This window comes from Haloferax marinisediminis (assembly GCF_009674585.1).
Taxonomy (GTDB): domain Archaea; phylum Halobacteriota; class Halobacteria; order Halobacteriales; family Haloferacaceae; genus Haloferax; species Haloferax marinisediminis.
The window spans coordinates 2,737,632-2,758,881 of the sequence record NZ_WKJP01000001.1 but is presented as its reverse complement, the minus strand read 5'-3'; the positions used below and the strand labels follow the sequence as shown (position 1 = coordinate 2,758,881).

Below are 21,250 nucleotides of genomic sequence, written 5' to 3'. Positions count from 1 at the left end.
GCCACTTCGTGTTGCTCCGAAGCGCCTTTTTTCGATTCACACGCTCCGCGAGCGCCTCGCTCTGACGCTGAACCTCGAATTCACACCCGTGGCAACCGCCACTCGTATCTGAGGGCGAGCATCCGCACCGTGAACACGAGCGCGGCACAGAGTGCCGAGGGGACGGCAGTCGGTGCGCCGACTGACTCGGCAACGAGGAACGCGACACCGCCGACGACTGCTGGCGTCGCGTAGAAGTCGTCGCGGAGGACCGTTGGAACGCGACCGATGAGGATGTCCGCAATCGACCCGCCGCCGACGGCCGTAATCGTCGCGAGGATGACGATGCCGAACGGTGAGACACCGGCTTGGACGCCGACGAGCGCACCCGTTGCGGCGAACGCCGAGAGACCGATGGCGTCCGACGTCAAGAATGCGGGATGGTCACGAACCTGCCCGTGGAGCGAGTGGATGAGGACGAGCGCGATGCCGACGCCGACGAGCGCGACGCTCATGTCGCCTGTGGCCGCAAGTGACGCCGGGAGTCGGTCGACGAGAACGTCTCGGGTCGTCCCGCCACCGAGCGCTGTCACCACGCCGAGCACTGCGACACCGAAGATGTCGAGGCCGGCGTCTGCGGCTTTGAGCGACCCTGCGACCGCGAACGCGAGCAGCCCGACGACGTTCATCACCGCGAAGGGGTCGACGTCGGCGACGACCATCACGCGACCCGCAGGCGCACTGTCTCGCCGGGTTCGAGGCCGAACGCCTCGTCTCCTCGGCCGTGGTTGACGTCGCACTCGACGTTGCCGTGACTGCCGACGGTGACGAGTCGCTCACCGCGAGCGACTGCCTCGAACGTTTGGCCGACCGGCGTCGGTTCGCCGTTCACGTCGACGCGGTCGTGGCCGCGGACGAAGTCACCGGGAAGGTTGGTGATGCAGTTGCCGAAGTCGTCGACGACGAGGACTTCTCCGGTTGCAGTCTGAGCCTCGCTGTCGACTGTGGGGGACGGGAACTGAAGGTCGGTGAGTGGCTCCACGGAGCATGGTTCGAATCGTTCGACGGTGTCGAGCGCGTCGGAACCGACGTCGTGCGCGTCTGCTGCGGCGGGAGCGAAGACATCGCGGCCGTGGAACGTCGCAGATTCCGGGTCAGTGACGCGGATTTCGTAGGCTTCGATTGGGACGTCACCACCGTGGCCCTCGGCGATGCGGCGTGCCGGGGGTCGAAGCACGCCGTTGTCGGGGCCGACGAAGACGTGGTCGCCGACGCGGACGACGACCGCTCGTCTCTCGGTGCCGACACCCGGGTCGATGACCGCGAGGTGTACTGCGGGTGGGAAGTAGGGCAGTGTCTCGCGGAGCCAGAACGCTGCTGCGCGAACGTCTTGTCGCGGAAAGTCGTGTCCGATGTCGACGAGCCGAGCGTCCGTCTTGGAGAGGATGACGCCCTTCATCGCCGCGGGGTATGCCGAACCGAAGTCAGACGCGAGGGTGATCATCTCAGTAGGGACTCGAATCGTCGTCGGGACCACTCGTCACGTGCTCAGACCGGTCCGACGCGGTGATCCGTTGAATTCGTTCGATACCGCCGATTTCGTGGACGACGTCGGCGACTTCGTCGGGGACGAGCGACTCCCAGTCGCGGTCTTCTATCATCCGCTGTCGAACCTCGGTCCCTTCGAGAACCTCGCGGTTGAACATGGGTGACTGGCGGACTTCGACACCCGCTTCTTTGAACAGTTGGATGACGAGCGGATTGTTCGAGTACGCGACTTCGAACGCTGGCGACATCGACTGGACGTGGCTGACCCACACGGAGTTCCGGTCGAGGTCCTCGATTGGGACCGCGTACGTCGTGATATCGAAATTCGAGACGGCCTTGTTGACCATCATGATTCGTTCGCCGGCAGTGAACGGGTTTCGCGGTGAGTGTGAGTCTCCGGCGGACCCGATACCGAGGACGAGCTCGTCGACCTCTGAGGCGATCTCTTCGACCATTCGGTGGTGGCCGTTGTGGTACGGTTGGAAACGGCCGATGTAGAACCCCCGCATCGGTCGGCCGTTAGGTCGGACTACTTATAAATACGCCGAGTCGGAATAAATCCGGTATTCTGGTAGTAGGGGCCTCGAAACACACAGCTACGGCAAGGTGCACGATGTGCAAATGGGGAGAAAGTATATCAGGCGAAGGGCCTACATTAGAAGTAGCGACGACAGTTCTATGAGTAACGATACGAATACCGACGACAGCCTCCACGAGCAGGAGGACTCGCCCGCCGAGACGCCCTTCGACGAGGGTGCCGACAGTGGGTCGAATCTCCAGCACGAGGAGGCCGAAGAGGTCGATGAGCATACTATCGACGACCTCGGGAGTGACGTCGAGATCGAGGCCGACGTGGCTGACGACGTGGACGAAGACGACCTGCTCGGTGGACTCCAGATAGAGACCTCCGAGGAGATTACTGTCCCAGACCGACTCGTCGACCAGGTCATCGGACAGGAACACGCCCGCGACGTCATCATGAAGGCGGCCAAACAGCGCCGCCACGTCATGATGATTGGCTCCCCCGGGACGGGGAAGTCGATGCTCGCGAAGGCGATGTCTGAACTCCTTCCCCGCGAAGAGTTACAGGACGTTCTCGTCTACCACAACCCCGACGACGGCAACCGCCCGAAGGTCCGTACTGTTCCCGCGGGCAAAGGCGACCAGATTGTCGAGGCCCACAAAGAGGAAGCACGCAAGCGCAACCAGATGCGCTCGTTCCTCATGTGGATCATCATCGCGGTGGTGCTGGGCTACTCCCTCATCATCGCACAGCAGGTCCTCCTCGGCATCCTCGCCGCGGGTATCATCTATCTCGCATTCCGCTATGGTTCCCGCGGCAGCGACGCGATGGTTCCGAACCTCATCGTGAACAACGCCGACCAGAAGGCCGCGCCGTTCCAGGACGCGACCGGTGCCCACGCGGGTGCCCTGCTCGGTGACGTGCGTCACGACCCATTCCAGTCCGGTGGGATGGAGACGCCAAGCCACGACCGCGTCGAACCCGGTGCCATCCACAAGGCAAACAAGGGTGTCCTGTTCATCGACGAGATCAACACCCTCGACGTGCGCAGTCAGCAGCACCTGATGACGGCGATTCAGGAAGGCGAGTTCGGTATCACCGGCCAGTCCGAGCGTTCCTCGGGTGCGATGGTCCAGACCGAACCCGTCCCGACTGACTTCATCATGATCGCGGCGGGTAACCTCGACGCGATGGAGAACATGCACCCCGCACTCCGTTCCCGTATCAAAGGGTACGGGTACGAGGTCTACATGGACGACACCATCGAAGACTCCCCCGAGATGCGCCGCAAGTACGCGCGCTTCGTGGCTCAGGAGGTCTCCAACGACGGCCGTCTGCCGCACTTCACCGAAGAGGCAATCGAGGAAGTCATCCTCGAAGCCCGTCGGCGTGCCGGCCGCAAGGGCCACCTGACCCTCGAATTCCGTAACCTCGGTGGACTGGTCCGTGTCGCAGGCGACATCGCCCGCGGCGAGAACGCGGAGTTCACCACCCGCGACCACGTGCTGCAGGCGAAGCGCCGCGCGCGCTCCATCGAGCAGCAGATTGCCGACCAGTACATCCAGCGCCGCAAGGACTACGAACTCTCTGTCAACGATGGGTTCGTCACCGGCCGCGTCAACGGTCTCGCCGTCATGGGCGAAGACTCCGGTATCATGCTCCCCGTGATGGCCGAAGTCACGCCGTCACAGGGTCCGGGACGGGTCATCGCGACCGGCCAACTCAAGGAGATGGCCGAAGAGTCCGTCCAGAACGTCTCGGCCATCATCAAGAAGTTCTCCAACCAGGACCTCTCTGAGATGGACGTGCACGTGCAGTTCGTCCAGACCGGCCAGCAAGGTGTCGACGGTGACTCCGCGTCCATCACGGTCGCGACCGCCGTCATCTCCGCGCTGGAGGACATCCCAATCGACCAGTCGGTCGCCATGACCGGTTCGCTGTCGGTTCGCGGTGACGTCCTCCCGGTCGGCGGTGTCACCCACAAGATCGAAGCCGCCGCGAAGGCTGGCTGTGACACGGTCATCATCCCTGCCGCGAACGAGCAGGACGTGATGATCGAAGACGAGTACAAGGAGATGATCGACATCATCCCCGTCTCGCACATCAGCGAGGTCCTCGAAGTCGCCCTCGAAGGCGAACCCGAGAAGGACTCACTCGTCGACCGCCTCAAGAGCATCACTGGCTCGGCCCTCAACAAGGGCAAGGGCGTCGGGCCCTCCAGCCCCAGCCCGCAGTAACGCGGGATGACCGACTGGGCGGCGTTTACGGGCTTCACTGGCCTCGTTCTCGTCGTCCTCCTCTCTTTCGCGTACGTCTCCCGAGGAGTTCCGCACGGAGACGGTCACGCACCTTCTTTCGACGACGCTTCCCGCCGAGAGACATCACTCAGTGAGTCCGACGACGTCGCCAACGGTGGTGACGAAGCGGCAGACTCCAGCGGCGAGGACGACAGAACAGCCGTGGCCGACACCGACGTGACCAGTGAGACAGACACGTCAGACGACGCAGCAGTCACGACAGACGAAGCTGCAGTCACCACCGACACTGCAGCAACAGGAGACGACGAGAGCGTGTTCGACCGCGTGTCGTCTGCACCGGTCGTCCCGACACCAGACCCGGCGTCGGCGCCTGCAGACCTTCCCACATACCTTCTCATTGCCAACGTCGCCGTCTCGCAGGGGGTGTTGGGCGCGTTCTTGGCCGTCGGTGCGTGGTATACAGGCATCCCGGCGGCAGCACTCGGTCTCTCGACCGGTGACCTGCCGACGAAAGTCGGCATCGGAATCGCACTCGGCCTCGCTCTCTACGGAGCGAACCGCCTCGGGTCGACGCTCAGTCGGCAGTTCGGATTCACCCCCGACGAAGCGCTCCGTGAGTCACTCACTCCGGAGTCCCGTGCAGGGTGGGTGTTGTTGCTCTTCGTTGCACTCCCACTTATCGCAGGATTCGAAGAACTGCTGTTCCGTGGTGCGCTCGTCGGCGCCGTCGCCGTCGGTTTCGACGTCTCGCCGTGGCTCATGGCGGCCGTGTCGTCGGCGGCGTTCGGTGCGGGCCACAGCGCGCAGGGTCGACTCGGTATCATCGTCACCGGCCTCCTCGGATTCGTCCTCGCGGCGGCGTTCGTCCTCACGGAGAGTCTCCTCGTCGTCGTCGTCGCTCACTATCTGGTGAACGCACTGGAGTTCGTGGGCAACGCGCTGTTCGACTGGTAGTCGGTGACGATATCGACTTCGACTGGATGCGGGGCCGCGTTCGTGCGGGGATGCGTTCAAGTGTGCGGGCCGCACCTACCAAGTATGGACATCGACACGAAGATGTTGACGCAGGCGGGGCTCATCGGATATCTTGTCCTCGTCGTCGCGGCAATCGCCACGGGGAACCCGGCACTTCAGTTCGCAGCAGACGCTGCATTCGGTGTCGTCGCCATCCTCCTCGGCGTCGTCACGCTACAGGTTCCGTTCAATGGACAGTTGAAGTACGTCGCCGGCGGTGGCTTTCTCCTCGCCGGTATCGCACAGTTCGTCGAACTCGCGACCGGCCTTCAGTCGGTCGCCCTCGCGAGTACGTTGTTCCTCCTCGCCGGTCTTCTCGGCTACCTCGCACTTCGGCGACAGACCGACGCAGCACCGTTCTGAGGCGCTGTCTTAGATTCCTTCTGCACGGCGGAGCGCGTCGGCGACGTCGTCGGGGGCGGCGCTCGGCCCGTCTCGAATCCGGTGGTCTGGGATGACGACGGGAATCGGATTCGCCGCGAGTGCCTGTCGCGCGAGTTGTTTCGACTCGTCGTCTTCGGGGTCCAACCCCGCCATTCGAACGAGGACTCCGAGGTCGACCGTCTCGCCGCGGGGGACGTTTTGGACTGCTTCTAACACTGCTCGCTGGTCCGTGGGGACGGTGAGTCCGGTCGGAATCGCAGCGAGGTCGACGTCCCCCCCTTCGATAGCGTCGAGAATCGTATCCAGATACGCGTTGTCGGGTTCGGCGTCTTCCGGGAGCGAGTCGGGGAACGAGACGCTGATGAGTTTCCCACTGACCACGCCGACCTGTACGACGCGGCCGAGTGCCGGCGACTTGCGGGCGTAGATTCCAGAGACGTCCATGTATTCGGGTGTCCACGCCGGACGCTTGACCCTTGCGGCGCGACAGCACCTCGGTGGTGTCTCACCGTTCTCGCCACGTTGCTTAGTAAGTCTCAGTTCTCGCCACCGTTGCTCACTATTCATCACCGCGTGTCTGCGCGTACGCGAGAGACGGTCAGTGTCCCCGCCGACGCAAGCCTTATGTACAGATGCGTTCGTTAGTGTACATCAATGAACGCTAGCGGAGACGAATTAGCTCCCGAAGTGCGCGCCATTCTCGATGCCGCACGGGAGCGACCGGGCGGCGACACGCGCGTCACGGTCGATGCGCGGTCGTTTTCGGACGCCGTCGACGCGGCGGTGGCCGACGGTCGAGTCCCGATAATCAGTGAGGTAAAACCGACCAGTCCGACGACCGACGGCGTCCGCGACGACGACCCGGTCGAACTGGCGCGAGAGATGGTCGCTGGCGGTGCGACGGCACTGTCGGTTCTCACCGAACCCGACCACTTCGGCGGGTCGACCGACTCGTTGCGTCGTATCCGTGACGCGGTCGACGTCCCTGTCCTCCGGAAGGACTTCATCATGCGTGAAGAACAACTCGACGTGGTCGAATCTGACCTCGTCCTCCTCATCGCCCGATTCGTGGGTGAGGACCTCCCGGCTCTCGTCGAGGCGGCCCGTGAACGCGGGTTCCAACCGCTCGTCGAGGTCCACACTCGCGACGAACTCGTCGCGGCCCTCGCGGCAGGCGCAGACATCGTCGGAATCAACAACCGCGACCTCGGGAAACTCGAAGTCGATCTCGGAACGTTCGAAGAACTCGCACCCGAGGTTCCCGACGACGTGCTTCTCGTCGCAGAGAGCGGCGTAAAGACGGTCGAGGACGTTCGACGGATGCGTGAGGCGGGTGCGGATGCCCTCCTCGTCGGGACAGCCATCATGGACGGAAACGTGCGGGAAAACACACACTCTCTTTCCACATCGACATGAGCGTAGACGGAAAATTCGGCAACTACGGCGGACAGTACGTTCCCGAGGCCCTGATGCCGGCCATCGAGGAACTGGAAGACGCGTACGAGCGATACGTCCTGAACAACGAAGACGGGTTCATGGACGAGTTCCGCACGCGACTGCGAGAGTTCGGCGGACGGCCGACACCACTCCAGCGTGCCGACCGACTCTCTGAGCGGTACGGTCGTGAAGTGTACCTCAAACGCGAGGACCTCGTCCACGGCGGCGCCCACAAACTCAACAACGCACTCGGGCAGGTGCTGTTGGCGAAGTACATGGGCAAAGACCGCATCATCGCCGAAACCGGTGCCGGACAGCACGGGACGGCGACGGCGATGGCCTGCGCGCACCTCGATATGCCCTGTGAAATCTACATGGGCGAGCGCGACATCAACCGCCAGCGACCCAACGTCTTCCGGATGAAACTCAACGGCGCGGAGGTCAACCCCGTGACCGTCGGCCGGGGGACGCTCAAAGAGGCAATCTCGGAGACGATGCGCGACTGGGCGACGAACGTCGAAGACACCCACTACGTCATCGGGTCTGTCGTCGGCCCTCATCCGTTCCCGAGCATGGTTCGCGACTTCCAGTCGGTTATCTCCGAGGAAGCACGGACGCAGGCGCGAGAGAAGATGGGCCGCCTCCCCGACTCGGTTCTCGCATGTGCTGGCGGCGGGTCGAACACGATGGGTGCGTTCGCCGAGTTCGTCGACGACGAGGAAGTCGGACTCTACGCCGTCGAAGCAGGCGGGTCGACACTCGAAGTCGACGAAGACGCCGGCGTCGCACCAAACTCGGCGTCGCTCACGACCGGGAGCGAGGGAATCCTCCACGGCGCTCGGACCACCATCCTGCAGGACCACGACGGGCAGATTATGGAGTCACACTCCATCTCCTCGGGTCTCGACTACGCCGGTGTCGGCCCAGAACTCGCATATCTCGTCGATATCGGTCGGGTCACTGCGGTCAACGTTGGCGACGACGACGCCCTGACCGCGTTCCACCGACTCTCGCAGCTGGAAGGAATCATTCCTGCACTGGAGACAGCCCACGCCTTCGGCTATCTCGAACGCGTCGCCGGTCCCGATTCGACCGGTGAAGCCGACGACCTCGGAGAGTTCGTCGTCGTCAACGTCTCTGGCCGTGGTGACAAGGACCTCGAATCGGCTATCGAAGAGACGTACGAGCGCGACATCGACATCGCACCGAACATGGACGAGTTCACGGGGGGACTGTGATGTCGCTCGAAGACGCCTTCGCCGACGGTCCGGCGTTCATCCCGTACCTTGCTGCGGGCGACCCGGACTACGAGTCGTCGCTCGAATACGTCGAAGCTCTCGAACGCGGCGGTGCGGACATCATCGAACTCGGTCTACCCTTCTCAGAGCCAATCGCAGAAGGTCCGACCATCCAGAACGCCGTCGTTCGGTCGCTCCAGGGAGGGATGACGCCGACGCGCTTCTTCGAATTCGTCGAAGACCTCGACGTGTCGGTGCCGCTGGTCTGTATGACCTACTACAACCTCATCTACCGCTACGGCGACGAGCCCGGGCCGCGCCCATTCGTCGAGAAGGCGGCGTCGGTCGGCATCGAGGGATTCGTCGTCCCCGACTTGCCCGCCGAGGAGTCTGACCCACTCCGTGAGGCCTGCGACGAGTTCGGCCTCGACCTCGTGTTTATCGTCGCACCGACGACGCGCGGCGAGCGCCTCGAACGCATCATGGAACAGGTCTCTGGCTACGTCTACGTCCAGGCCCGCCTCGGGACGACAGGTGCTCAGTCGGAAGTCTCCGACGAGACTGGGAGCTCTCTCGGGCGGTTGGACGGGTACGACGTGCCCAAAGCCGTCGGGTTCGGAATCAGTAGCGGAGAACACGCCGAACGAATCGTTCGAAGCGGCGCGGACGGAATCATCGTCGGAAGCGCACTCGTGGATATCGTTGCCGAGGGACACGAACGTGGCTCAGACCCCAAAACTGTCGCAGACCGCCTCGAAACGCTCGCCCGCGAACTCAAAGACGGCGCAGTGGCCGGCGCTTCGCAACGCCCACCGCATCCGGAACGCACATAACTACTCTGCCACCCTTTCTCATACATGAACACTGACGCAGGACTTTCGGCACGACTCGAACGCATCTCGACAGATGGGCGATACCTCATCGTCCCGATGGACCACGGTATCACACTCGGCCCGGTCAAAGGCCTCGTAGATATCGAATCGACAATCGATGCAATCACACGCGGCGGCGCTGACGCCGTCCTCACACACAAAGGCACAGCACCCCGCGTCCACCCGAACAAGAACGGAAAAGGATACATCGTCCACGTCAATGGCTCGACGGTCATCGGCCCGGACGAAGCAGACAAACGACTCACTGGGTCGGTCGAAGACGCCCTCCGCGTCGGCGCCGACGCCGTCTCGTTCCACATCAACGTCGGCTCCGAGTACGAACCCGACCAGATGACGCAACTCGCAAATCTCTGTTCTCGCGCCGCAGACTTCGGTGTCCCCGTCCTCGCCATGGCGTACGCTCGTGGTCCCGGTATCGACGAACAAGACCCCGAGGCACTCGCGCACGCCGTCCGCCTCGCTGAAGAGGTCGGTGCTGACATCGTCAAGACAGCCTACAGCGGCGACGCAGAGTCCTTCAGTCGCGTCGTCGAGGCGACGCGCTTGCCAGTCGTCATCGCCGGTGGCAGTCGCGGAACCGACCGTGAGACGGTCGAGATGGTCCGTGGAACGATGGACGCCGGTGCCGCCGGTGTCTCGATGGGTCGGTCGATCTTCCAGCACGACGACCCCGAAGCCATCACTCGCGCCGTCAGCGCCGTCATTCACGACGATGCCGACGTAGAGACCGCCCTCACCCGCGCAGGTCTCGGTATCGAAGCCTAACTCGCGGCTGTTTTCTCTTTCAGTAGTTCTGGACCTCTCAGAGACCTGTGTAGACGCTCGCCGAGCAGACGCCACACATAGATGTGCGTCGGGCGCGAAGCACAGTCGATGCACGTCACGATGTGGGGGTTCGACGTGGAACTCGACGAGCAGTTGGTTGCGGTGTCACCAGACGACCTGTGGATGCAACTTTCGGAGTACGAACACGGCGAGCGTCGAACGTTCGATATCGACGTCGACGTCCCCGACTCGTTCACCGGGAGAGTGATGAGCGCGATGCTGGCCATTCCGTACGGGGAGACGCGAACCTACGGCGAGATTGCGGCCGAACTCGACAGTCACCCGGTCGCGGTTGGGCAGGCGTGCGGGCGAAACCCCGTTCCACTGGTCGTCCCATGTCATCGCGTTGTCGGGGCGGATTCACTCGGCGGGTTCTCTGCAGCGGGTGGCGTCGAGCTAAAACACGCGTTGCTCGCCCACGAAGCAGACGAGGACACTGAACAGGTCGACCTCGCTTCCTTCGACTGAGTTTCTGCATACGCTCGACCAATCGGGCGCGTCATTCGTTCGTTTTCTCCCGACGCAGCGGGTAGCACACGCGCTCGCGCCCAACTCGATAGAACGACCGAGGTTCGCGGACGAGAGTGGATTTGGTATCGCAACATTTGGTTTATGAATATGTCGCGTGCCACTGCTGAGTCGGGAGAGAGCCAGTTTCGCCAACGAATTCGGGCGTTTCGGCGTCAGAGGCCCAGGCGGTGATTCTGGTGCGGTAACGGCGTGCCACGTGAGTGTTCGAGCAGGCCTAAGTGACCAAGAGACAGTGGCGTCTACGACCTGTTTCCCGCGACGATCACTCAATCGGTGTGAACGTATCCCTACTCCGGCCAATCTGCTCGGTATCGTCGTACCAACTATAGACTCCACTCGATTCGGTGGAGAGGATGTGTCTTTGCGTTGCTGTCGGCTATTCGATAGTTTTCGAAGAGAAGGAGCCCACCCATGGTTGAGTCCACCAGCTGAGTGCTCTGTTGCCTCTCGACGAATCACGTCGACAGCGCCGACGTCTGCCGGTTTGTTCGCTAACAGAGGCGCACACTGCGATGCAGCACTGGTCAGACTGGTGTGTGTCAGTGCTGACAGAGACCTCTCTTCAGCCTGCTCACCCCCGGGGTTGCGCGTTGAACAGGCCACCTCTTCGAGAGTCTGTCTGGTACTCACTGCACGGCGTGGTTCGGACTCGGTCGACACTACACTCGTGAACTGCTGAGTGCTATCTCTTCGCTCGCTGGATTCGGACTCCCACGTCACCGGACCACGTTCGAGGCGGTCGCATGTCTGATGCCATTTGCTGTGCTCAACAGGTTCAGTACCGAGGCGTGTCAGCGACGGTCGCGTTCCACGATCGTAGACGCCCGAACTCGGTTCTTTGAGGCTCGGATAACCGTGTAGCGTGCAGTCTCCGTCGCAACCGTGTTCTGTGGGCAGTCGATTGGGCCGAAAGATGTCTGAATCGGCCCTCATAAACCACATAGTGCGATACAGAATTGCTCTACGATGGAAACGCGCTGTTCGACCAGACCACATCGCTGTCCGTTGATTCATCCGCCACGTTCAAGACTGCCGACCGAGTGGGGTCGATAATGACACGAAGCGTCTGGCTCAAAGCCGACGACACGGTCGGCGACTGGGAGACGCGGAAGCGACGCATCACGGCAGGCCTCGAAGCTGGCGTCGACTGGGTCCTCGTCGACGAGGACGACGTCGAGAAGGTTCGTGAACTCGGTGACGTCAAGGTCGCTGCGTTCCGGACGGACGCCGACGTTCACGTGATGGAAGCAGAAGAAGACGACGAACCCGAATCCCTCGCCGACGCCTACATCGTCGGGAAGGATGGCGAAGGTGACGGGACCGTCGACCTCCCGTCTGACTTCTCTGGGTCTGCTGACTTGACGACGCTCCGCCGTGGCGACGACCGAACGAATGGGTCGTACATCCGTATCCTGAGCAAAGACTACGAGGCGTTCGCCGAAGAGGCCGCTCACGACGGCGACCACACCATCGTCGTCGGCGAGGACTGGACTATCATCCCGTTAGAGAATCTCATTGCGCGCATCGGCGACGAGACCGACCTCATCGCTGGGGTGACGAGCGCAGACGAGGCGCAAGCCGCCTTCGAGACGCTCGAAATCGGTGCCGACGGTGTTCTCCTCGACAGCGACAGTCCCGACGAAATCCGGCGAACTACCGAGATTCGTGACGAGGCCGAACGCGAGTCCCTCGACCTCGTCTGGGCAGAGGTCACCGAAGTCGAGCGCACGGGAATGGCAGACCGCGTCTGCGTCGACACGGGGTCGCTCATGGACCACGACGAGGGGATGCTCGTCGGGTCGATGTCTCGCGGTCTCTTTTTCGTCCACGCCGAGACGGCCGAGTCGCCGTACGTCGCCTCTCGTCCGTTCCGGGTCAACGCAGGTGCAGTCCACGCCTACGCGCGGACACCCGACGGGGGGACGACCTACCTCTCGGAACTCGAGAGCGGCGACGAAGTACAAATCGTCGACGAAAACGGCCACACCCGCGAGGCAATCGTCGGACGCGTGAAGATAGAAAAACGGCCGATGTTCCGAATCACTGCGGAGTACGAGGGCGACCGCGTCACGACGCTCTTGCAGAACGCCGAAACCATCAAAGTCCACACCCGAGACGGTCGGGTCGCGGTCACCGACCTCGAACCCGGTGACGAGATGCTCATCTACTACGAAGACACTGCGCGCCACTTCGGTGAAGCAGTCGAAGAGAGCATCATCGAGAAGTAAGACGGAATCTCCAGTTTTCGACCGACGCGGCGGTTATTCTTCGACGAAGTGCCATTCGAGTTCTGTCGCACACCACGGACAGAAGTCGAGTTGCTGGTCGAGTTCGCCCCCACAGATCGGACAGGCAGGCGTGCCGTCCTTCGTTTGGCTGGGCGTCCGCATCCCGATTCGGTACGCGTCGAGCGCGCTCAAGAACAACAGTGCGATGACGGGGACTGTCACTTCGGTCGGGAGTGTATCGATAGACGCAGTCGCTGGGTCCGCAAACGTCGAAACCAACACGAGTCCCGCGCCGAGGACGAACGTGAACCACGCGATTGCGCGTCGCCACTCCCGGAGATAGACGTGACCAGCGCCAGCGATTCCGAGAGATGCGCCTAACACGCCCACGAGGGCGGCGACAACGGCGCGACGACGTACATCTGGCATCGTGCGTTGGCCTCAACGCCCGTACTCTTAAACGTCCGGATTACTCGACAGGTCGTCCACGAGCGAACGAAGTGTCTGAATGTCGTACTGACCTGGTGCGGTTGCGTCAGCGGCGTCTACGGGGGCGTACCCAATCTTCGAACCGTACACTGGCGCGACTGCACGGGTGTGCCTGCCCGCCTCGCCCATCGCCATCGTCGCGACTGTGTCACCCCACTCAGTTGCCGTGTGGGTCACGTCGAGGAGACGGAGTGCGTCGGCGTTCGAGTGCGCGGTGACGGCGAGTTTCCCAACGTCGCCGAGCGCTGCCGCCTCGTGGAGGAGTGCAATCAGTTCTGAACGCGCGGGTGTCCGGTCGAAGTCGTGGACGGACGCGACGACTGTCGCGCCAGCGTCGCGTACACGGGTTGCAGCGTCGACGCCGACGTCCGCCCGAAGACAGGCGAGTTCGATATCGACCGCCCCGACGGCGTCGAACTCGGCAGCCGCGACGAGTGTTTCGAGCCGCTCGGCGTCGGATGCGTCGGCTTCGCCGCCTTCCCAGTCGGCACGGTTCGTCGCCAGAATCGGAAGCGACCCATCGTACTCGTCGAGGGCAGAAAGCGGGTCGTCTGCGAGGTCCATCCGAAATTCGACGGCGTCAGCGACACCCCGTGCGGCGGGTTCGTCGCCTAAGTCTGCGGTGCTCGCCGCGAGGACGAACGAGTCGAACGACAGGTCCATACTGCTTGCTGGGTCGGCCGGTGATAAATCGGTGTTCGTGTCCGCAAACGCCTCAGGACAGGACCGGTGTGAGGTGGTCTGGGTGTTGATGGGGCCTCAATCGGTCGTCTGCACGTCTTCGGAGACGGCTTCGGGTGGCGACTCAGTCGACGCAGCACTCACGTCAGTGTCCGACGCCTCGTCGAGTGGTTCGTGGTCGACGGTGAACAGGTGGTCGTCACCGGACTGTGACTTCGTGACCGACGAGACGGCGTACAGTCGAATGTTCCGTTCTTGCTTCGTCACGACGGGGAAGTCGTAGTGTTCGGCCTCGTGGCCGGGCCGGTCGTCCCGGTCGGAGACGAACGCCCGGTGGTCGTCGAGTCGTCGCTCGACGTCTCTTCGAGAGCGCTCTTCGATATCGTCGAGTCGGTCTTCGAACGCACTGAGGAGACCAGCGTCGAGGTCGTAACCGACCGAATCACGCCCTGCGAGCATGGCCGCGAGCGTCGTCGTTCCGGTCCCGGTGAACGGGTCGAACACGGTGTCGCCGTAGACGGAGTACATCCGTATCAGTCGCAGCGGAAGTTCGACCGGGAACGCAGCAGAGCGTTCTCTGGTGCCCGAATCCAGTCGCTGGTCCGTCCCGGTGAACTCCCAGAGGTCCGAGAACCAACTGTTTCGCTCTTCCCAGAAGAAGGCACTCTCGTAGCGGCGTTCGTCACCCGGTGGGAACGACCGAGAGTCGCCGTTTCGCACGATGAGAACGTACTCGTGTTCGAGTGTGACGTACGCGTTAGGTGGGAGCGTCCCCGAACCCATGAATTTCGTCAGTCGGTTCGTCGGCTTTCGCCAGATTGCGTCTGGAAGTGGGACGAGCCCACGCTCACAGAGGGCAGTGAGGATTCGGGCGTGGTTTGGGTACTGCCGAAACGACCCGTCGAGGCTTCGCGTCGCGTCACCGACGTTCACACACGCGATACCCCCCGGTGCGAGGAGGCGTTTGACTTCGTCCCACACCGCGTCGAGTTGTTCGTGCATCGCCTCGAACGCGGCGTCACCGTCGCCCGCCGAGAGGGCACGAGAGACTCGCTCGTCACGCGACGAAAAGAGGTCGTCCCACATCTCTATCATGGGGTACGGTGGTGAAGTGACGACGAGGTCCACGCTCCCGTCGGCGAGTCCAGTGTCGGCGGCATCGCCCACGCGGAGGGCGTGATTCGTGCGCATCGTAGATAGGTGTTCACGCGACGACAAAATGTTTCTCCCCGGTGAGATGTCGTCGACCAGTCACTCTCTGCTGCAGCAGCCAGTGCTGTGGCTCGGCAGTCGAATAAGCGAAAACTGAATCGTCAGTCGTCTACTCGTGCCGTCGGGAGCGTCGACGATTCAGACGAGGCCGAGGTTCTCTTCGGCTTCGAGGAGTTCGTGGTAGCGGTTGCGAATCGTGACTTCGGAGATGTCGGCGACGTCGCTGACTGCTGCCTGCGTCGTCTTCTCGTTGGTGAGGAGTGCAGCAGCGTAGACGGCCGCGGCGGCGAGGCCGACCGGCGACTTGCCGGAGTGGACGCCCTTCTCTTTGGCGTTCTTCAGGAGCTTGCGAGCACGCATCTTCGACTCGTCAGAGAGGCCGAGTTCGCTGGCGAAACGGGGGACGTACTGCTCGGGGTCCGCGGGCTTGACTTCCAGCGAGAGTTCGCGGGCGATGTAGCGGTACGTGCGAGCGACTTCGCTCTTCTCGACGCGGGAGACTTCGGCAATCTCGTCGAGCGAGCGGGGAACGCCGGCCATGCGGGCGGCGGCGTAGGTACAGGACGTGGCGACACCCTCGATGGAGCGACCGGGGAGCAGGTCGTCGTCCAGTGCGCGGCGGTAGATGACAGATGCCGTCTCGCGGACGTTCTCGGGAAGGCCGAGTGCAGATGCCATTCGGTCGATTTCGCCGAGTGCCTGCTTCAGGTTGCGCTCCTTGGAGTCGCGCGTGCGGAAGCGCTCGTTCCACTTGCGGAGGCGCTGCATCTTCTGGCGCTGACGGGCGCCGAGAGAGTTCCCGTAGGCGTCGCGGTCGCGCCAGTCGATGTTGGTCGAAAGCCCCTTGTCGTGCATCGTGTTGGTCGTGGGGGCACCGACACGGGACTTTTCGTCCTTCTCGCGGGCGTCGAAGGCGCGCCACTCGGGGCCACGGTCGACCGAGTCGGCGGTGACGACGAGGCCACAGTCGTTACAGACGGTCTCTCCGTGTTCGTCGTCGGTGACGACGTGACCGCCACATTCGGGGCACTTGAGGGTGTCACCCTTGGTGGTCTCTTCTTCGCTTTCGGTCTGCTGTCGACCGTTTCGCTGTTTGTTTTCTCGCTCCTGTGCGCCGGGGTTTCGGGTCCAGATTCGTTCGCTCATGGATACGACGGCGGGTGCTCCGGGAAGGGGTTGGTAGAGGCGGCTAGAACCCGGATGCTGTCCGTAACACGAACGACCGCAGACGACTGCATAAATGGTTTGGTATTGCCCGGGAGAATTTGGCGATATTTGCATGTGTGGGGGGCTCACACGGCCCAATTGAATCTCACTGCTATCTCCGGTGTCCTCCCGAACGAGGCGACACGATACATATTTTTCACGCACGTCCCTCGTGACACGTACGCATGGCCGGACCACCTCGTGTCGTTTCACTCGCGCCGAGCGCGACCGCCATCCTCGACGCTGCAGGGCTTGCGTCCCGAATCGTCGGGACGACAGTCCACTCGCCGCTCGAGCGCCCGACTGTCGGTGGCTGGCTGAACCCCGACTTCGAGCGAATCGCGGCCCTCGACCCCGACGTGCTCTGTACCTGTGACGACTTACAAGCGGAGATTGCCGACGAGGCCCGAGCGCGGGGCTTCGACGTGTGCCACGTCGAGCCGGCGACCCTCGACGAGGTGTTCGAGACGTTCCCCGTTATCTGTGCAGTTGCAGGCGATGAGCGCGCCGGCACCACGCTCGCTGAAGACTGTCGTGACCACATCGACCGAGTCGCGGCGGCAGTCGGCGACCGGCCGCGACCGACCGTCTACTGTGAGGAGTGGGCAGACCCACCGATGGCCGCGGGAAACTGGGTCCCCGACGTGGTTCGGGCCGCTGGCGGGTCGTACCCGTTTCTCGACGCGGGTGAACGGTCACGAGAAATCACGGCCGAAACGGTCGCCGCGGCCGACCCAGATTTCGTGGTCCTCCACCCCTGCGGGAAGGGTGAACGCGGCGACCCCGAAGCGTTCGAGACACGACAGTGGGACGTCGACGCCGCGGTTCACGCCGTCGACGACTCACTTCTCAACCAACCGAGTCCGGCGCTCTTGGGTGGAGTCGACCGACTCGCACGCTGTTTCTTCCCGACTGTCGACCTCCCCGCCCCCTGGTCGCCCCCGGAGACGGAATCCGATGGAGCGATATGAGTTCACTCACGCTCTGACGACATGGACATCGCGGTCGGAAGCGGTAACCCAGTGAAGCGGCGTGCAGTCGAACGGGCGATACCCCACGCCAGTGTGGCGGCAGTCGCCGTCGACTCTGGCGTCTCAGAACAACCCGTCGGGCACGACGAGACCATCTCCGGTGCGGTCACTCGCGCGCGCCGAGCGTTCGAGTCCGGCGACTACGCCCTCGGCGTCGGTATCGAAGGCGGCGTCGCCGCACATCCGTCGGGGTCCGACACCGACGACGACCTCTATCTCATCATGTGGTCGGCCGTGACCGACGGCGACCGAGTGGGCCGCGGTGCTGGCCCGACGTTCGCACTCCCCGACCGCATCGCCGACCGAATCCGTGCTGGCGAGGAACTCGGCCCGGTGATGGACGACGTCCTCGGAACCGAGGATGTCGCGAAGAACGAGGGCGCTGCAGGTGCGTTCTCGGAGGGACGAATCACCCGGGCGGATGCACTCGTTTCGGCAGTGACGGCCGCACTGTCGCCGATTCGAAGCGACCTGTACTGACACGGGCTGTCTGCAAAATAGCTCGACTCCTGCGGCGACGTTCCCTATTCTGACTCGGCGAACTCTCGGTCACGAACGTCGGCGCTCTCTTCGACTGCCGTCGTCAGCGAGACGTTGAGCGAGAGCATCGACACGACGCCACCGACGAGCGTGACGGCGTTTTTCACTGCGTGGTCGAGGACGGCCGCCGCGAGCGCAGTTGCCGGTGTGACCGGTGCGAGTGCGGCCAGGAACACGGTAAAGGCGATCTCGTAGAGACCGACGCCGCCGGGCGAGAGTGGCAAGACCTTCGCGAGGTTCCCGACGCTCACCGCGAAGAAGGAGACGCCGACGAGGACGACAGGGTCGATGTCCACACCCAGTGCGTAGAGAACGACGATGGCACTCACCACGTCGATGGTCCAGATGGCGAGACTCGACATCCCGACGAGACCGAACGCGGTACGGTTGCCAGCGACGGCCTGCAGGTCGGAGATGAACTGCTCGATGATGTCTGCGACGTACTCGACGTACGAGTCAGACGAGAACCGGCCGACGAACTCACGGACGAAGTTGCGGTCGGCACGCGCGGAGAGCGCGATTCCGATGACGCCGGCGATTGCGACGATACCGACGCCGGTCGCGACGTAAGCGACGGTGCGGACGTCGTCCGCAGAGACGTTCACGGACCCGCCGCTCACGCCGGTGGCGAGGACGGTGGCGATGTCTTGGAGACCGCCCGTGGCCGCGAGTCCGACGAGAACGACACCGGCGAGGCCGGCAATCGTGAGCAGGTCGAAGACGCGTTCGATGGCGAGTGACGCGAATCCAGACGGATACGGGATGCCGCGTCGGGCTTTCACGATGTACGCGCGCACGGCGTCACCCGCGCGGGCCGGGAACACGAGGTTCCCTGTCTGACTGATGAAGATTGCACCGGTGAGGAAACTCGCCTTCTCGTCGTAGCCGAGTTCGCGGAGGATGTCGCGGTAGCGGACGCCCCGAAGTGGCCACGAGAGGACGTAGATGCCTGCGGCCAACGCGACGAGTGCGGGGTTCGTCTCGCTGAGGACCGCGAGCACCTCCGAGGGGTCGATGTAGAGCGTCATCAACGCCACGGCAGCGATGGTGAGCAACAGTCCGGCGGCAATCGTCACCCGCTGGGTGATATGCGGTCGAACCGAGAGTTGCCACCACGTTCGGAGAATCTGACTCCCCATGCCGAGGATGTCGCGGACGAGGTCGACTTTCGTGTCACCTTTCGGCTCCCAGTCGACGGGGAACTCGGCGACGCGGAATCCAGCGCGCTGTGCGCGGACGAGCATCTCCGTATCCCAGAACCAGTGGTTGTCTTCGACGTCGTCGCGGAGCGTCACGAACGCCGTCCGACTGAAGGCCTTGAACCCACACTGGTGGTCGCGGAGGTCCGACCGGAGGAAGAACCGAACGAGGCCGTTGTAGACCTGACTCGGGAACCCGCGTTTGACCGGGCGTTTGGCGACGTGCTCAGGCATCCAGCGCGACCCGGTTGCGACGTCGTACTCTCCCGACCGGATACGCTCGACCAACTCTTCGAGATGGTGCATGTCCGTGGCGAGGTCCGTGTCGAAGTAGACCAGCGTCTCGCCGTGTGCGGCGTCGAAGGCGCGTTCGAGCGCACCACCACGGCCGAGTCGCTCGTCGCTGTGGTAGTGGCGAATTCGTGTGTCCTCGTCGGCCATCCGCGTGGCGATTTCGGGGGTGCGGTCGTCACATCCATCTTCGGCGACGATGACCTCGAACGCGTCGGACGGGAGGAACGATTCGAGCGTCTCCACCGTCACGTGGACCGTGTTCTCGATGGTCCGCTCTTCGTTGTACGCGGGGAGGACGACACTCACTTCGACGCCGGTGGAGGAGGACGTGGCCGAGCGTCGGTCTGTCGGACGGTCCATTGTCGTGGTATGGCCGCTATCCGCGTATGAATTTTCTGTCTCGTCCCGTAGACAGTCACCCGACGAGACGGACATACCCTCGGTCAGTGTGGAGTGTCAGGCGTGCGTGAGTGTTAGGTGACCGTACCTGCGATGGCTCAGACGACCCTTCCGAACGCAGTATTCGGCGAGAAAATCGACAGACAGCGGCGTGTTAACCTCGTGTACCAAACCCCTGATAGGCGTCTCGATATTCTATACTGATATGAGCACGACCGCCACCACGACCGCAGTCGAGGGGAACGTCCTCGACACCACCAGTTCTCTCTCCGAGAAACAACGTCGCATCCTTCAGTACCTCCGGCAGAACGCGGAGTCGCAGATGTACTTCAAATCGCGCCTCATCGCCGAAGACCTCGACCTCACGGCTAAGGAAGTCGGTGCCAACATGCGGCCGCTTCTCGACGGCGAGTTCGACGTGGAAATCGAGAAGTGGGGCTACTCGTCGGGCACGACGTGGAAAGTCACGGTCTGACACCTCGCTGACGCCTCACTGCCCTCACGCGCCCCTCGGAACGCCGGTGTCTCCCCCTACGCGTTCCACATCATCTGGCATTCACTTCTGTTTCGCAGTTCGAGTCGCTGAGTGATTCTCTCCCTCGTTACCCTTCACTCACTGCTCGGCTACCTCACCGCCGACACCGCAGCAGTGCTCTTCGTGTGGGCCACGCCGAAAATCTGGGGTGCTCTCTTGGGAACTCGGACCGCGTGGCCGAGTGGTCAGGGGTCGAACCGAATCAACCCGGCCGCGTCGTCGGCGAACGCGGCGGCGTCGGCACCGAAGGAGTCGGCGTACCGAATCAAGAGTGTGATGACCGTCTCGGGTTCGGTGACCGCGTAACCATTCTCACGGGAGAGGAGACCAACCGCGTCGAGTTCTTTGGCGTACGTACTCACTGTCGCCCGCGACACGTCGAGTGTGGCGGCGAGTTGGCTCCCGGTCGCGTCCGGGTCGCGAAGGAGATGAACGAGCATGCCTCGTGGCGTGTCCCGACGGAGATAACCAAGAGCGACCTGTTCGAACTCGGAGAATCGCTTTGCGGGGAAGAATCGTTTGTAGTCGCCGTCGCGGCGGACTTCCAGCGTCCCGCTGTCGACGAGGGTCCGGAGGTGGTGTTGTGTCTCGCCCGTTCCCAACTTCAAATCGTCGCGTACCTTCGAGAAGTGAGCGCCCGGTGTGGACGCGACGTATCCGACGATTGCGTCACGAGCATCGCTCGACCCCGACTCGTCGTCGTCGCGTTTCCCGAGTCCCACGAGTGGCGTCGCCGCACCGAGTGCAGCGAATCTGCGAAGGGTCGCACGCTTGTCGTCGTCTATCCGGCGATTCGACATCTACTC

At 63.1% G+C, this 21,250-nt stretch carries 22 protein-coding genes; 12 read left to right on the top strand and 10 right to left on the bottom strand.

Annotated features, from left to right (window positions below; genetic code table 11):
• Window positions 1-80 precede the first annotated feature (80 nt).
• From GJR98_RS14285 to GJR98_RS14275, 3 genes are read right to left on the bottom strand one after another with little or no spacing between them, the layout of a single operon-like run.
• Window positions 81-701 (bottom strand): trimeric intracellular cation channel family protein, encoded by a 621-nt coding sequence (locus GJR98_RS14285; protein ID WP_151139312.1) that lies wholly within the window; start codon window positions 699-701, stop codon window positions 81-83.
• Window positions 701-1,483, bottom strand: a complete 783-nt coding sequence (locus tag GJR98_RS14280) for an SAM hydrolase/SAM-dependent halogenase family protein (RefSeq protein ID WP_151139311.1) — start codon at window positions 1,481-1,483, stop codon at window positions 701-703. The genes GJR98_RS14285 and GJR98_RS14280 overlap by 1 nt, the downstream gene beginning before the upstream one ends.
• A gap of 1 nt (window position 1,484) precedes the next feature.
• Window positions 1,485-2,036, bottom strand: coding sequence for a nicotinamide-nucleotide adenylyltransferase (locus GJR98_RS14275; protein WP_151139310.1), 552 nt, complete (start codon window positions 2,034-2,036; stop codon window positions 1,485-1,487).
• Between the two features lie 169 nt (window positions 2,037-2,205).
• On the opposite strand from GJR98_RS14275, the gene lonB reads away from it, so the two are divergent.
• From lonB to GJR98_RS14260, 3 genes are all read left to right on the top strand, one after another.
• Window positions 2,206-4,287 (top strand): ATP-dependent protease LonB, encoded by a 2,082-nt coding sequence (gene lonB / locus GJR98_RS14270; RefSeq protein ID WP_151139309.1) that lies wholly within the window; start codon window positions 2,206-2,208, stop codon window positions 4,285-4,287.
• 6 nt (window positions 4,288-4,293) lie between these two features.
• The gene (locus tag GJR98_RS14265) at window positions 4,294-5,262 is read left to right on the top strand and encodes a CPBP family intramembrane glutamic endopeptidase (protein ID WP_151139308.1); all 969 of its coding nucleotides are present in this window, start codon (window positions 4,294-4,296) and stop codon (window positions 5,260-5,262) included.
• 84 nt (window positions 5,263-5,346) lie between these two features.
• Window positions 5,347-5,685: a hypothetical protein gene (locus tag GJR98_RS14260; RefSeq protein ID WP_151139307.1), complete on the top strand. Its 339-nt coding sequence runs from the start codon at window positions 5,347-5,349 to the stop codon at window positions 5,683-5,685.
• A gap of 9 nt (window positions 5,686-5,694) precedes the next feature.
• On the opposite strand, the gene GJR98_RS14255 is transcribed toward GJR98_RS14260, so the two are convergent.
• On the bottom strand, window positions 5,695-6,150 hold the full coding sequence (locus GJR98_RS14255; RefSeq protein WP_151139306.1) for an MGMT family protein: 456 nt from the start codon (window positions 6,148-6,150) through the stop codon (window positions 5,695-5,697).
• Between the two features lie 210 nt (window positions 6,151-6,360).
• Between GJR98_RS14255 and trpC the strand changes: the two genes are divergently transcribed.
• The 6 genes from trpC to GJR98_RS14225 all read left to right on the top strand — a co-directional run bounded on the left by trpC (window position 6,361) and on the right by GJR98_RS14225 (window position 12,858).
• A complete protein-coding gene (gene trpC, locus GJR98_RS14250) occupies window positions 6,361-7,122 on the top strand; it encodes an indole-3-glycerol phosphate synthase (RefSeq protein WP_151139305.1) in 762 nt (253 codons plus the stop codon).
• Window positions 7,119-8,381, top strand: coding sequence for a tryptophan synthase subunit beta (gene trpB / locus GJR98_RS14245; protein WP_151139304.1), 1,263 nt, complete (start codon window positions 7,119-7,121; stop codon window positions 8,379-8,381). Before trpC ends, trpB begins: the two co-directional genes overlap by 4 nt.
• Window positions 8,381-9,214, top strand: coding sequence for a tryptophan synthase subunit alpha (gene trpA / locus GJR98_RS14240; protein ID WP_151139303.1), 834 nt, complete (start codon window positions 8,381-8,383; stop codon window positions 9,212-9,214). Before trpB ends, trpA begins: the two co-directional genes overlap by 1 nt.
• A 24-nt stretch (window positions 9,215-9,238) precedes the next feature.
• Window positions 9,239-10,039 (top strand): 2-amino-3,7-dideoxy-D-threo-hept-6-ulosonate synthase, encoded by an 801-nt coding sequence (locus GJR98_RS14235; RefSeq protein ID WP_151139302.1) that lies wholly within the window; start codon window positions 9,239-9,241, stop codon window positions 10,037-10,039.
• 108 nt (window positions 10,040-10,147) lie between these two features.
• Window positions 10,148-10,567 (top strand): methylated-DNA--[protein]-cysteine S-methyltransferase, encoded by a 420-nt coding sequence (locus GJR98_RS14230; protein WP_151139467.1) that lies wholly within the window; start codon window positions 10,148-10,150, stop codon window positions 10,565-10,567.
• Between the two features lie 1,115 nt (window positions 10,568-11,682).
• The gene (locus GJR98_RS14225; RefSeq protein ID WP_151139301.1) at window positions 11,683-12,858 is read left to right on the top strand and encodes a 3-dehydroquinate synthase II; all 1,176 of its coding nucleotides are present in this window, start codon (window positions 11,683-11,685) and stop codon (window positions 12,856-12,858) included.
• 33 nt (window positions 12,859-12,891) lie between these two features.
• Here the strand turns inward: GJR98_RS14225 and GJR98_RS14220 are convergent, their stop codons facing one another.
• From GJR98_RS14220 to GJR98_RS14205, 4 genes are all read right to left on the bottom strand, one after another.
• A complete protein-coding gene (locus tag GJR98_RS14220) occupies window positions 12,892-13,287 on the bottom strand; it encodes a DUF7575 domain-containing protein (RefSeq protein WP_151139300.1) in 396 nt (131 codons plus the stop codon).
• 27 nt (window positions 13,288-13,314) lie between these two features.
• Entirely contained in the window at window positions 13,315-14,010 is a 696-nt protein-coding gene (locus GJR98_RS14215; RefSeq protein WP_151139299.1) for a type I 3-dehydroquinate dehydratase, read from the bottom strand.
• 96 nt (window positions 14,011-14,106) lie between these two features.
• A complete protein-coding gene (locus GJR98_RS14210; protein ID WP_151139298.1) occupies window positions 14,107-15,219 on the bottom strand; it encodes a DNA-methyltransferase in 1,113 nt (370 codons plus the stop codon).
• A 159-nt stretch (window positions 15,220-15,378) separates the two neighbouring features.
• A complete protein-coding gene (locus GJR98_RS14205; RefSeq protein ID WP_151139297.1) occupies window positions 15,379-16,386 on the bottom strand; it encodes a transcription initiation factor IIB in 1,008 nt (335 codons plus the stop codon).
• 245 nt (window positions 16,387-16,631) lie between these two features.
• Here GJR98_RS14205 and GJR98_RS14200 point away from each other — a divergent pair, with 245 nt between their 5' ends.
• Complete coding sequence (locus tag GJR98_RS14200; protein ID WP_151139296.1) at window positions 16,632-17,417, top strand: helical backbone metal receptor; 786 nt, start codon at window positions 16,632-16,634, stop codon at window positions 17,415-17,417.
• Between the two features lie 21 nt (window positions 17,418-17,438).
• Window positions 17,439-17,957 (top strand): inosine/xanthosine triphosphatase, encoded by a 519-nt coding sequence (yjjX, locus tag GJR98_RS14195; RefSeq protein ID WP_151139295.1) that lies wholly within the window; start codon window positions 17,439-17,441, stop codon window positions 17,955-17,957.
• A gap of 44 nt (window positions 17,958-18,001) precedes the next feature.
• Here yjjX and aglD read toward each other — a convergent pair whose 3' ends face one another.
• Window positions 18,002-19,870, bottom strand: coding sequence for a flippase domain-containing glycosyltransferase AglD (aglD, locus tag GJR98_RS14190; RefSeq protein WP_151139294.1), 1,869 nt, complete (start codon window positions 19,868-19,870; stop codon window positions 18,002-18,004).
• 244 nt (window positions 19,871-20,114) lie between these two features.
• Between aglD and GJR98_RS14185 the strand changes: the two genes are divergently transcribed.
• Window positions 20,115-20,384 carry a DUF7123 family protein gene (locus GJR98_RS14185; RefSeq protein ID WP_151139293.1) on the top strand — a complete coding sequence of 90 codons (270 nt, stop codon included), beginning with the start codon at window positions 20,115-20,117 and terminating at the stop codon, window positions 20,382-20,384.
• Window positions 20,385-20,629: 245 nt separating this feature from the next.
• Here the strand turns inward: GJR98_RS14185 and GJR98_RS14180 are convergent, their stop codons facing one another.
• A complete protein-coding gene (locus tag GJR98_RS14180) occupies window positions 20,630-21,244 on the bottom strand; it encodes a winged helix-turn-helix transcriptional regulator (RefSeq protein ID WP_151139292.1) in 615 nt (204 codons plus the stop codon).
• Between the last annotated feature and the right edge of the window lie 6 nt (window positions 21,245-21,250).

Bases quoted from the DNA above. Each gene is read 5' to 3' on its own strand.
- GJR98_RS14285 (WP_151139312.1), bottom strand. From the start codon at position 701: ATGGTCGTCGCCGACGTCGACCCCTTCGCGGTGATGAACGTCGTCGGG.
- GJR98_RS14280 (WP_151139311.1), bottom strand. From the start codon at position 1,483: ATGATCACCCTCGCGTCTGACTTCGGTTCGGCATACCCCGCGGCGATG.
- GJR98_RS14275 (WP_151139310.1), bottom strand. From the start codon at position 2,036: ATGCGGGGGTTCTACATCGGCCGTTTCCAACCGTACCACAACGGCCAC.
- lonB (WP_151139309.1), top strand. From the start codon at position 2,206: ATGAGTAACGATACGAATACCGACGACAGCCTCCACGAGCAGGAGGAC.
- GJR98_RS14265 (WP_151139308.1), top strand. From the start codon at position 4,294: ATGACCGACTGGGCGGCGTTTACGGGCTTCACTGGCCTCGTTCTCGTC.
- GJR98_RS14260 (WP_151139307.1), top strand. From the start codon at position 5,347: ATGGACATCGACACGAAGATGTTGACGCAGGCGGGGCTCATCGGATAT.
- GJR98_RS14255 (WP_151139306.1), bottom strand. From the start codon at position 6,150: ATGGACGTCTCTGGAATCTACGCCCGCAAGTCGCCGGCACTCGGCCGC.
- trpC (WP_151139305.1), top strand. From the start codon at position 6,361: ATGAACGCTAGCGGAGACGAATTAGCTCCCGAAGTGCGCGCCATTCTC.
- trpB (WP_151139304.1), top strand. From the start codon at position 7,119: ATGAGCGTAGACGGAAAATTCGGCAACTACGGCGGACAGTACGTTCCC.
- trpA (WP_151139303.1), top strand. From the start codon at position 8,381: ATGTCGCTCGAAGACGCCTTCGCCGACGGTCCGGCGTTCATCCCGTAC.
- GJR98_RS14235 (WP_151139302.1), top strand. From the start codon at position 9,239: ATGAACACTGACGCAGGACTTTCGGCACGACTCGAACGCATCTCGACA.
- GJR98_RS14230 (WP_151139467.1), top strand. From the start codon at position 10,148: ATGCACGTCACGATGTGGGGGTTCGACGTGGAACTCGACGAGCAGTTG.
- GJR98_RS14225 (WP_151139301.1), top strand. From the start codon at position 11,683: ATGACACGAAGCGTCTGGCTCAAAGCCGACGACACGGTCGGCGACTGG.
- GJR98_RS14220 (WP_151139300.1), bottom strand. From the start codon at position 13,287: ATGCCAGATGTACGTCGTCGCGCCGTTGTCGCCGCCCTCGTGGGCGTG.
- GJR98_RS14215 (WP_151139299.1), bottom strand. From the start codon at position 14,010: ATGGACCTGTCGTTCGACTCGTTCGTCCTCGCGGCGAGCACCGCAGAC.
- GJR98_RS14210 (WP_151139298.1), bottom strand. From the start codon at position 15,219: ATGCGCACGAATCACGCCCTCCGCGTGGGCGATGCCGCCGACACTGGA.
- GJR98_RS14205 (WP_151139297.1), bottom strand. From the start codon at position 16,386: ATGAGCGAACGAATCTGGACCCGAAACCCCGGCGCACAGGAGCGAGAA.
- GJR98_RS14200 (WP_151139296.1), top strand. From the start codon at position 16,632: ATGGCCGGACCACCTCGTGTCGTTTCACTCGCGCCGAGCGCGACCGCC.
- yjjX (WP_151139295.1), top strand. From the start codon at position 17,439: ATGGACATCGCGGTCGGAAGCGGTAACCCAGTGAAGCGGCGTGCAGTC.
- aglD (WP_151139294.1), bottom strand. From the start codon at position 19,870: ATGGACCGTCCGACAGACCGACGCTCGGCCACGTCCTCCTCCACCGGC.
- GJR98_RS14185 (WP_151139293.1), top strand. From the start codon at position 20,115: ATGAGCACGACCGCCACCACGACCGCAGTCGAGGGGAACGTCCTCGAC.
- GJR98_RS14180 (WP_151139292.1), bottom strand. From the start codon at position 21,244: ATGTCGAATCGCCGGATAGACGACGACAAGCGTGCGACCCTTCGCAGA.